Source organism: Corynebacterium macclintockiae (assembly GCF_027570165.1).
GTDB lineage: Bacteria > Actinomycetota > Actinomycetes > Mycobacteriales > Mycobacteriaceae > Corynebacterium > Corynebacterium macclintockiae.
Genome location: NZ_JAKMUV010000011.1, coordinates 59,035 through 69,735, shown reverse-complemented (window position 1 = coordinate 69,735; position 10,701 = coordinate 59,035). Strand labels below are relative to the sequence as shown.

At 61.3% G+C, this 10,701-nt stretch carries 8 protein-coding genes; 5 read left to right on the top strand and 3 right to left on the bottom strand.

Annotation, left to right across the window (positions count from 1 at the left end):
- Positions 1–1,335: hypothetical protein (locus L8U58_RS08625; protein WP_269955143.1), on the top strand; the 1,335-nt coding region annotated here is incomplete at its 5' end.
- 705 nt (positions 1,336–2,040) lie between these two features.
- Here L8U58_RS08625 and L8U58_RS08620 read toward each other — a convergent pair.
- The 3 genes from L8U58_RS08620 to L8U58_RS08610 form a co-directional block, all read right to left on the bottom strand.
- The gene (locus tag L8U58_RS08620) at positions 2,041–3,861 is read right to left on the bottom strand and encodes a phosphoenolpyruvate carboxykinase (GTP) (protein WP_269955142.1); all 1,821 of its coding nucleotides are present in this window, start codon (positions 3,859–3,861) and stop codon (positions 2,041–2,043) included.
- A 276-nt stretch (positions 3,862–4,137) separates the two neighbouring features.
- A complete protein-coding gene (locus L8U58_RS08615) occupies positions 4,138–4,695 on the bottom strand; it encodes a DUF6802 family protein (RefSeq protein WP_269955141.1) in 558 nt (185 codons plus the stop codon).
- Positions 4,695–5,618, bottom strand: coding sequence for a hypothetical protein (locus L8U58_RS08610; protein ID WP_034976248.1), 924 nt, complete (start codon positions 5,616–5,618; stop codon positions 4,695–4,697). The genes L8U58_RS08615 and L8U58_RS08610 overlap by 1 nt, the downstream gene beginning before the upstream one ends.
- A gap of 60 nt (positions 5,619–5,678) precedes the next feature.
- Here L8U58_RS08610 and trmB point away from each other — a divergent pair, with 60 nt between their 5' ends.
- From trmB to L8U58_RS08590, 4 genes are all read left to right on the top strand, one after another.
- Positions 5,679–6,434 carry a tRNA (guanosine(46)-N7)-methyltransferase TrmB gene (trmB, locus tag L8U58_RS08605; RefSeq protein WP_269955140.1) on the top strand — a complete coding sequence of 252 codons (756 nt, stop codon included), beginning with the start codon at positions 5,679–5,681 and terminating at the stop codon, positions 6,432–6,434.
- Between the two features lie 99 nt (positions 6,435–6,533).
- Positions 6,534–8,915, top strand: coding sequence for an MMPL family transporter (locus L8U58_RS08600; protein ID WP_269955139.1), 2,382 nt, complete (start codon positions 6,534–6,536; stop codon positions 8,913–8,915).
- A complete protein-coding gene (locus L8U58_RS08595; protein WP_034994393.1) occupies positions 8,908–9,978 on the top strand; it encodes a lysylphosphatidylglycerol synthase transmembrane domain-containing protein in 1,071 nt (356 codons plus the stop codon). Before L8U58_RS08600 ends, L8U58_RS08595 begins: the two co-directional genes overlap by 8 nt.
- 24 nt (positions 9,979–10,002) lie before the next feature.
- Complete coding sequence (locus L8U58_RS08590) at positions 10,003–10,500, top strand: DUF3054 domain-containing protein (RefSeq protein ID WP_034994395.1); 498 nt, start codon at positions 10,003–10,005, stop codon at positions 10,498–10,500.
- Positions 10,501–10,701 lie beyond the last annotated feature (201 nt).

The following is a 10,701-nucleotide window of genomic DNA, read 5'->3' as shown; positions in this document are numbered from 1 at the left end:
GCCCTCACCCATCTCACCTCGAAAACCAATGGCCACGGAGGCGTCCACGCGAAGCGGGGTCGGTGGCGAGTTGGGGCTGTGGGCGTCATGACCATAGCGGCTTTAGCAATGACCAGCTGTTCGAGCGACGAACCGCAGGACAACACGGCGGCAAGCAGTACAAATAGGGGCGATGCGAAGAGCGGCGAGAAGGCGGAAGCAAAGGCCGACCCGACGCAGCAGGCGATCGATGCGTACAAGGATGTTTTGAAAGATCCGGAAAAGTACGAGCGCGACCATTCCGACCGCGACGATTATCACCCGACTGGGACTTATTCCTATGCACTGATTGAGGCGAATAATGATGAAGTTCCGGAGCTATTGCTCAAGAATGATTGCAAGTATTTCTCACCGGTGACTTTTATTGCAATTGGCCAGGATGGAAAGCCCTTTGCCGTGGATAGAGAACTGGTGGCAGGCGCGGGAACCACTGCAGCTCGGGCTAACGTAGCGGCTTCCAGCGAGGGCGACGGAATCTACGAATGGTCTTACACAAGCGGGCGCCCGGAAGTGCCAACGATTCATTACAATTTCGACGGCAAGCAGCTCACCGAGGGCGAGAAAAGCGAATGGAGCCAGGTCACGGGCACTCCAGCTGAGCAGGTTGAGTTGGAATGGTACGTCACCGACGACGCGAACGGACTGAAGAAGAACCAGTCTGGCTCTAACTTCGGATCCGGCGAATCTTCCGCGAAATCCGATAGCTCCAATAGCAAGGATAAAAGTAAGAAAAAGAAGGGGAAAAAGCCTAATTCCGATCTGCCTGCGGGTTATGTGAAGAAGGGTGACAGAAAGGAAGGCAACAAACCCAATCCTGATGGCGACGCCTCAGCCTCCGCGAGTAAGGACCTCCCCGAAGGCGCTTACGCGAAGGCCGGTGGGCCGATTCCTTCGGATGCTCTCGAAGCAACGGTTGTAAGGCGCTATAAGGAGTCTTACATGCACGACCGGGCGGTATTTCAGTCACCAAGCGGAAATATCAAGTGTGCAGTAGACGCTTCTTTCGCAGGATGTGGAATTCCCTCTTACCGCGATACGAAACCCTACGGATACAGCAAAACCGTTGGTGCAAACTGGTGGGTGGATTTCAAGAACTGGAAACTCATGCCAAGGGACGATGTGCCGCCTTACGCTCCCGATGATGGCGGTTCAGAAATCGAGGATGTGCCCTACGGCAAGACCATTTACTTCGGCGACCATGTCTGCCACTCGGAATACAACGGCATGACGTGTTGGAACGCAAAAACTGGTAAGGGCGCGTTTATGAGTATTAGCAAGACGGAGTTCTTCGGTTAGGACGGGTTCTTACCGATTTTAGCCTTCTTATTCAACTAAATAAGAGTCTCCCGGCTATCCATCTTTGAGTCTTTCCCCTTGCTACTTTTGGCACCACACCACTATTCGCGCAGGAATCTACAACGATTACACCGCACCTGTACAGGTAAACATAACCACTAACGGCAGCGAAGCCATCGCCACCATGACGTAAATCTTCAACACCAACATTGTTGCCAAATACCGTGTGGACGAGTTTTTCGCCCCTTGGAACTCCAGTCGTTCCTCGCTGTCGGCCTGGTCGTGCTCCCAGTCGGCTGGGACTTCGGCTTAAATGTCGGAAAAGTTGCAAAACGTTATTGGGTACATTTTTCATCTACATAAAATGCCTGGTCAGAGCGTTTTCTTCAACCAGAGGTGTGCGCCGAATTTTACGTTTTGCAACTTTTCCGACATTTAACCCTAGCCCTGGAGTTAGCCGAAGGAGGAAGTGGCGGCGCGGCGCGCAGAAACGGCGCTGGGACGGTTTAACAAACACAGCCCCCAGAGGCCTGGGCACAAAGAAAGCGCCGGGAGGAAAACCCTCCCGGCGCTTCGCCTAGTTCAGCGCCTAGTTCAGCGCCTAGCGCCAGCACGCTCGCGGACGCAAGCTACCAGCACTGCACGCGAGCTGCCAGCGCTACGCAGCGCAGCGCCTAGCGCAGCGCCATCAGGCGCAGCAAGCCACTACTTCGCAGCCTCCACGCGATCCTTCAGGCCCTTGAACTCGTCCCAGACCTCGGACGGAACCTTCGGACCCAGGAACTTCAGCCATTCCTCGTTGTCGGCCAGGTCGCGCTCCCAGTCGGCCGGGTTCACGGACAGTGCCTCGCGGATGTCCTCCTCCGTCTCCTTCAGGCCATCGGTGTAGATATCCTCGTAGCGGGCGGTGTAGCCAACGACGGTTTCGTCGGCCTCCACGCGGCCTTCGATGCGGTCGACGATCCACTTCAGCACGCGGGAGTTCTCGCCGAAGCCCGGCCACAGGAAGCGGCCGTCCTCGCCACGGCGGAACCAGTTGACCAGGAAGACCTCTGGCATCTTGTCGCCGCCCTTGTTGCCCATGTCGATCCAGTGCTGCAGGTAGTCACCAGCGTTGTAGCCGATGAACGGCAGCATGGCCATCGGGTCGTGGCGCAGGGAGCCAACGGCAGCCTCCGCAGCAGCGGCGGTCTGGCCGGAGGCAAGGGTGGCGCCGATGAAGGTGGCGTGGTTCCAGTCGCGAGCCTGGGTGACCAGCGGCACGGTGTCCGCACGGCGACCGCCGAACAGGATGGCGGAAACCGGCACGCCCTTCGGGTCGTTGAACTCCGGTGCGGCGACCGGGCACTGCTCGATCGGCACGCAGTAGCGGGAGTTCGGGTGCGCGGCCTTGTTGCCGGAATCCGGGGTCCACTCGTTGCCCAGCCAGTCGATGAGGTGCTGCGGCTCACCTTCCTTGGACTCCCACCAGACGTCCCCGTCGTCGGTCAGGCCGACGTTGGTGTACAGGGTGTTGCCCGGCTCCATGGACTTCATAGCCATCGGGTTGGAGGCGTAGTTGGTGCCCGGTGCCACGCCGAAGAAGCCGTTCTCCGGGTTCACGGCGTACAGGCGGCCGTCCTCACCGAAGCGCAGCCATGCGATGTCGTCGCCGACGACCTCTGCGCGCCAGCCCGGGATGGTCGGCTGGATCATGGCCAGGTTGGTCTTGCCACATGCGGACGGGAAGGCCGCACAGATGTAGTAGGCCTTGTCCTCCGGGCTGATCAGCTTCAGGATCAGCATGTGCTCTGCCATCCAGCCCTCGTCGCGCGCCATGGCGGAAGCAATGCGCAGTGCGTAGCACTTCTTAGCCAGGATGGCGTTGCCGCCGTAACCGGAGCCGTAGGACCAGATCTCGCGATCCTCCGGGAAGTGGGTGATGTATTTCGTGTCGTTGCACGGCCAGGTGGAGTCTTCCTGCCCTGGCTCCAGCGGCGCGCCCACGGAGTGCAGGCCCTTCACGAACTCGCCGTTCTCGCCGATCTTGTCCAGAGCTTCCTTACCCATACGGGTCATGATGCGCATGGACATAACCACGTACGGGGAGTCGGTAATCTCGATGCCTAGCTTCGGGGACGGGTCGGTAATCGGGCCCATGCAGAAAGGCACGATGTACATGCGGCGGCCCTTCATGGAGCCGGAGAAGTGCTCGCGCATTTCGGCGCGCATCTGCTCCGGGTCCATCCAATTGTTGGTGGAGCCGGCGTCTTCCTCAGTCTTAGAGCAGATGAAGGTGCGGGATTCCACGCGCGCAACGTCAGACGGGTTGGAGCGCGCCAGGAAGGAGTTCGGCTGCGCCTCTTCGTCCAGCTTGATCAGGGTGCCGTGCTCGACCAGCTGCTCTGCCAGCTGGTTCCACTCCTCCTCGGAGCCGTCACAGAACACGACTGATTCTGGCTGGAAGAGCTCCACGGCCTCCTCGATCCAATTCAGCATCTCCTGGTTCTTGGTGGGTGCCTCGCCGACAAGCCCTCGAATTGTCATCGATATTCTCCCTACGTTTTTGTTTCCCACAACCCGACTCAGCCACATATGCGAAAAATGCACTAGCCAGCCGTATGTTTAAACGTCCTGTTCAAACGCGGTTGCATTCACCTAAAGTCTACTAAAACCTGCGATATTTAGGCGCACGGTATCGCTTTGATCTGTAATTTTCCGGGTCTGCGCATTGGCACACGAGTCCCCTTGCACCCCCAGACTATCGCGTTGCCCAGGGGTGTTGTTCGGTTCTGGTGCCTGTGGACGCAGATCACACCCGCACTAACCCCATTCACCCCGATCAACGCATTTCCAGGCGTCTGTTTCCCACTGCCCACCCCCCGTATCGGGGGTGTTCTTGTTGTTTCTTAGTGACGCCCCCTCGGCCTCCCCCGGCTCAATCCATCGCCAGGCTGACCATTGTCCGTCGTAGGACACTGAGGAAACGTAGTCCACTTTGCCGTCCCCATCCGTATCGCTGAGGATGCTCATTCCGCGGTCGTCGGCAATGGTGACGGACTCTTCGACTCCGCCCCAACCCCGACCGGTTCCGTCCACGCCGGTATCGGCTCCCCGGTTGGGGTTGTGAGCATTGGGATCATGGACGTTGAGCGCGTCGACAAAGTATTCGCGCCCCTTAAATTCAACGGTCAGGCCACCACCCAAACCATCGCTGAGACCATCGCCCAGCCCATCGCCCAGCCCATCGCCCAGCCCAGAGGGCAACGCACTGTGCAGCACACCCTGCAGTCCGTGCCCTTCGACCAGATCCGCCAGAGGATTCTGCGGCACAGCGCCTTCCGGGGAATCAAACATCCCGTCAAACATGTCCATGCTCATCAGCGCACCTCCATAGCCAGGTTGCGGATCCGTGGCGCTACCGGCGGGATGTCTAGGCGGGCAACTACCTCCGTCACCACGCCCGCCCAGTGCTGGCGCAGCACAGCGGATTCCTTGGCTGCACGGGTCTTCCACGCCTCGTGGCGCAGCATCGCCAGCCGCGCGCCGACCACGGCCAACGCAACCAGCAGTCCGACAACAATTCCAGCAATCACTCCGAAGATCCTGCCGACCATCGTCCCCAGGCCTAATCCCGCTGCAATGCCCGCCGCAGCCACTGGCACCAGGCTGGCTCGTGCCCCGGCCACCACCGTCGGTCGCGCCGGCGGCTGCACCTGAGTTTCGGGAAGTGGTGGAAACAGCGCCCCCTGTTCCAGTACTGCCAAGCGCAGACGAGCCATGAAGGCAGAGTGCAGGTCCTCGAAATCCTCACGGTTGCCTGCAGATCGCTCGCTTTCCTCGGCCGTATCTAACACCTCCTGGGCGATCCGGGTGGCGCTCAGCCGCGTGGCAATGCGCACCCGGTCTAGGCGCTCTGCATCCGCCCGGCGCGCATCGACCTCCCACTCCTCCAGATCCACTCCCAGCTCATGGATCCAATCGCATACCTCGTCCACGCCCTCGCACCAGACCCAACCTGGGGTGTCGACCCACGCGGACGAGGGGGCGTCACTACCAAAGGGCCACAACAGCACCACGCCCATGGCCTGCGCGACTGCCCGGGCGACCTCCCGATCCTCCGGGGTGGCGCTGCTGACCACCGCAACGACGATATCGGGGCGCTGCTGCGGGCCAGCACCCTCGATGACCTCTAACTTTTCCCCTGCCTTACCTGCTGTTCTTTCCACCCGCGCACGCAACAGCGCCGCACATTCGGCTACTGCGCGCCCATCCGGGCCGATGACGGAAATAGTCTTCCCCACTTTGTTAAGTCCCCCACTTGGCTTAAGACATTCTGCAGCCTGTCTGCAAGAATGGTCTAGATGAATAATTCCGATGACACTTCAGGCAGCCTTCCCCCAGGCCGCCCGCTACAGACACAGTTTAACGACGGTCGCGACTATCCGCGACTGGGCAATTTCAGCTTTCGCCGCGGCACCTTGACCGACAACCAAGAGGCGCTGTGGAACGAACACTGGCCGGAGCTGGGCAAAGTGCTTGCCGATGAGGTCATCGACCTTCCCGAATGGTTCGGCCGCGATGCTGAAACAATTGTGGAAATTGGTTCCGGAACGGGCACCTCGACCGCCGCGATGGCGCCGCTGGAAGCAGATAAAAACATCGTCGCCGTCGAGCTTTACCGCCCCGGGCTGGCCAAGCTGCTGGGCTCGCTGGTGCGCGGGGACATCCACAACGTGCGCATGATCCGCGGCGACGGGGTCGAAGTCTTGCAGCGCATGTTCGCACCCGAATCGCTGTCCGGCGTGCGCATTTACTTCCCGGATCCATGGCCGAAGGCGCGCCACCACAAGCGGCGCATCGTACAATCCGGCACGCTGCACCTGATCGCCTCCCGATTGAAGCCGGGAGGCATTCTGCACATCGCCACCGATCACGCGGACTACGCGGAGTGGATCGACGAATTGGTACAGGTCGAAGAGCAGCTGGAGTACCTGGGCTGGCCCGAGGACCAGTCGGACATCCCACAGCTGACGGACCGGCAGGTCATCACGAAATTCGAGGGCAAGGGGCTGGACAAAGAGCACGTGATCCGCGAATACCTGTGGCGGAAGAAATAGCTAACACACCCCGAAAGGTTTGCCATTCGCCCTGGTCGGGTTCGTAGACTATAGGGAAATCTGCCAGGAAGGGTCTGGCGAAAAGGAAAGGATCTTACGTTGTTTAGCTCTTGGGGCGATGTCGCCTACCGGTTCCGCCGGCTGATCCCTCTGGTGATCATTGCGGCGATCCTGGTGCTGTATGTCGTCGCCGGGCTGAAACTGGCCGACCGGATGAGCCAGGAGGGGTGGGACGACCCCCACTCGCAGTCCACGAAGGCCGCGCAGATCGAGCAAGACGTTTTTGGTCGGGACGCCAACGGCGACGTCATCCTAATGGTCACCGGCGACAAGCCGGGGTCCGCTACCTCTGACGAGGTCAAGCAGGCCATGACCCAGCAGATTGATCAGCTGCGCAAGGATCACCCCGATGAGATCGGTGGGGTGACCAGCTTCTTTAACCGCGGTCCGGCCGCCATGGCCAACCCGGATGGCACTGCCGCTTTTGCAGCCATCGGGCTGAAGGGCGTGGAAGATGACGTGCTGATCAACTTCCGCAAGATCGAGGATGACCTGCGTGCTATCAGCGCCCCTGGCGTGGATGTGAAGATCGCCGGCGCCACAGCGGTCTCTGACTCTTTGGACGAGGGCATGGCCGGGGATATCCACCGCGCCGAGGTCTACGCCCTGCCCGCCGTCGGTCTGCTGCTGCTGATCGTCTTCGGCGGGTTGATCGCCGCGTTTATGCCGCTGCTGGTGGGCGGCCTGTCGATCCTGGGCTCCATGGGTGTGCTGGCGATCCTGGCCAGCTTCACGCAGATCAACGTCTTCGCCCAGTCGGTCGTCACGCTGCTGGGCCTGGGCCTGGCCATCGACTACGGCCTGTTCATGGTCTCCCGCTTCCGCGAGGAAATGGCCGAGGGCAACGACACGCGCACCGCTGTGCGCAACACCACTGCGACCGCAGGCAAGACCGTGGTGTTCTCCGCGGCAATGGTGGCCGTGGCGCTGTCCGGGCTGTTCATCTTCCCGCAGGCCTTCCTGAAGTCCGTGGCCTTCGGCGCGATCTCTGCCGTGGGACTGGCGGCACTGCTGTCCGTGGCCGTGCTGCCGAGTATCTTCGCGATGTTGGGGCCGAACATCGACAAGTGGTCCTTCAAAAAGAAGCGCGACCGCCGCCGTTCCGAGCAGGTCAACGGCATCTGGGGCCGCATCCCGGCCTTCGCCATGCGCCACTCCAAGCTGTTTACAGTCGCCATCGTCGGCGGTCTGTTGCTGGTGGCAGTGCCGATTGCGGGTATCAAGCTGGGTGGCATCAACGAGACCTACCTGCCGCCGTCGAACCAGACCCGCGTGAACCAGGAAGAGTTCACGGAGAAATTCCCGCAGTTCCGCACCGACCCGATCAAGCTGGTCATCGAGGGTGATTCCCAGGCCGTGGGCGCGGTCTACCAGAAGGCCAATGCTGTGCCTGGCCTGACCGCCCCGTTCCAGGTTTCCCGCCCCACGAAGGACGGCGTGACTGTGCTGTCCACCGGCATTGCGGACCGCAAGGATAACGACCGCATCGTCGGCGCGCTGGAGGACATCAACGTCGACGGCGCCAACGTGTACGTCGCCGGCACCCCTGCCCTGGAGGTCGAGTCCATCGACGCGCTGTTCGAGAAACTGCCGTGGATGCTGCTGTATATCGTGCTGGTCAGCTTCGTCCTGATGGCCATGATCTTCGGCTCGCTGATCATTCCCGCCAAGGCCGTGATCATGAACATCCTGGGCACCGGCGCGACCCTTGGCCTGCTGACATTGATCTTCGTCGACGGCCACGGCGCCGACATGTTCAACTTCACCGCCGGACCGCTGACCTCGCCGGTGCTGGTACTGATCATCGCCATCGTCTTCGGCCTATCGACGGACTACGAGGTGTTCCTGGTTTCCCGCATGGTGGAGGCCCGCGCCCGTGGTGCCTCCACGGATCAGGCGATCCGCTTCGGCACGGCCACCACCGGCAGCATCATTACCGCTGCTGCGTTGATCATGATTGTGGTCTGCGGTGCCTTCGGTTTCTCGTCGATCGTGATGATGAAGTACATCGCCTTTGGCATGGTCATCGCGCTGATCTTCGATGCGACGATCATCCGCATGCTCCTCGTGCCCTCCATCATGCACCTGCTCGGCCCGGACAACTGGTGGGCACCGCGGTGGGTCAAGCGCCTATCGGAGAAGGTCGGGCACAACGAGCAGCTGGAGCCCTCGCCGCGCGAGGCAGCGACGGCTTCCCGTTCGTCGCAGGTGACGGTTGCGGAGCTTTCTGGTGTGGACGCCATCGCCCCCGTGCCCGCCCAGCATTCCGGTGATGCTCCCGCACGCCAGCGGGATCTGCCCTTCGCGGAGCTGATGCGCCGGGTGGAAGGCCAGCGCAACAATGACGGCAACGGCGAAGGCGGCGGTGAAGGCGACGTTGAAGGCGACGGGAATATGGACGAAAGGGGCATGAATGAGTAGCCTCTGGCGGCGCGCAGATGTGCGGGCACTGTTATCCCTGGCTCTGATCGGTCTGATCGCTTTCGTCGCCCGGGAACACCTGCACTTCATCGGCGAGGGTTGGCGGGAGCTTGCCCACGCCGATAAACGCTGGATCGCGCTCGCCGTCGTGGCGCTGGCGCTCTCCATGGTCGCGCAGGCCGAGGTGATGGTGGTGCTTCTGCGCAGCGCCGGTGTGAAGGTAAAGCGCACAACCGTGAACTGGCTGGGCCTGGCCGCTAACTCCTGGTCCTCTACATTCCCCGGCGGCCCGGCGCTTTCGGCAGCCATGATCTTCCGCGAACAGCTGAAGTGGGGTGCCACACCCGTTATCGCCAGCTGGTACATGCTGCTGTCCGGCGCCCTGGCCGGTGGCGGCATGGCGATCCTGGCCATCGGCGCAGTGTTTTTCCTCGGCCAGACCGTGAAGCCGGTAACCGTGGCTCTGTCCCTCCTCGCCCTGGTCGCACTGGCACTCCTAACCAACTGGGTGGCCAAGAATCGCGACGTGGTGGAGCGGTGGCTCGTCAACAGGCTGCGCACCTACAACACCCGCCGCGGCAAGCCCGCCGACCGCTTCACCGACAGCGTCCGTGGATTCTCCCGCCAGCTGTCCGCCGTGGAGCTACCACTGCCGAAGCTCGCGGCCGCTATTGCCGCCAGCTTGGGCAACTGGATTTTCGAAATCCTGTGTCTGTTGGCCTGCATCTACGCCGTCGGCGCCACCCCGCCCATCGCCGGCGCAGTGCTGGCCTTCCTGACCGCCAAGCTGGTGGGTCAGGCGCAGGTCACCCCCGGTGGCCTGGGGCCAGTGGATGTTGCTCTGACCAGTGCGCTGGTGGGATTCGGCACGCTTACCTCCGTCCAGGCGTTCGGGGCGGTGATCGTTTTCCGTATGCTCAGCTTCGTGGGTCTGACCATCGTGGGCTGGATCGTGTTCTTTGCCACCAAGATGGTCAACCCCAAGGGCGAGGCTGAACAGGTCGCGGCGGACAATGGGCGTCCTCAAGAAAAAGTGCAAGAGCCGGTCGGCGAAGCACAATAGAAAAAGACAGTAAGATACGAGGCCATGAGCACCCCCACTAACACCGCCACCGGCGGTCTACCTGGCAAGACGCAACGCTCGCCAGTGATGGCGCTGAGCTTCGACGTCCTCGCCGTACTGCTGTTTGCCCTGCTAGCACGCATTGCGCACAATACCCCAGAGATGCCACTGAGCTTCACCGGTTGGCTGGATACCTCCTGGCCATTCCTGATCGGGGTGGCGATCGTGTGGGCGCTGCTGTGGATCGGCGTGGTGCGGCCGCGAAAAAGCGCGCAGGTCACGGGCGCGGACGGCTTCAGCGGCTTCGAGTTCTCTACGGGCGCGATGGTGTGGATCACCAATGTGATCGTAGGGTTGGGAATCTGGGGAATTCGCCACGGGGAGGTTCCGCACTGGTCGTTCATGATCGTGGCGACCGTGATGAGCGGCCTGCTACTGTTCGGCTGGCGCGGGATGTTCCGCTTGGGTCGGCTGCGTAGGCTTTCGCGCATGAAGCGCATGGGGCGGATGTTCAACAAGTAGAAGCCCGCCCGCGCCAAGGAACGTTCGAAGCGCGCTTCAACGAATTAACCTGACGTACACCTTGGCGCAATATGGGGTTCTTTCACGTTGCTTAGAGTCTTTTGAGGTATCTGCACAGTTAGCTGTGCTGATGAGCTAAAACCCCAACAAGACTATGGCCAACCACATCTAGACGAACGACATTGTGTGGGCATGGCCGAC

Bases quoted from the DNA above. Each gene is read 5' to 3' on its own strand.
- L8U58_RS08620 (WP_269955142.1), bottom strand. From the start codon at position 3,861: ATGACAATTCGAGGGCTTGTCGGCGAGGCACCCACCAAGAACCAGGAG.
- L8U58_RS08615 (WP_269955141.1), bottom strand. From the start codon at position 4,695: ATGAGCATGGACATGTTTGACGGGATGTTTGATTCCCCGGAAGGCGCT.
- trmB (WP_269955140.1), top strand. From the start codon at position 5,679: ATGAATAATTCCGATGACACTTCAGGCAGCCTTCCCCCAGGCCGCCCG.
- L8U58_RS08595 (WP_034994393.1), top strand. From the start codon at position 8,908: ATGAGTAGCCTCTGGCGGCGCGCAGATGTGCGGGCACTGTTATCCCTG.
- L8U58_RS08590 (WP_034994395.1), top strand. From the start codon at position 10,003: ATGAGCACCCCCACTAACACCGCCACCGGCGGTCTACCTGGCAAGACG.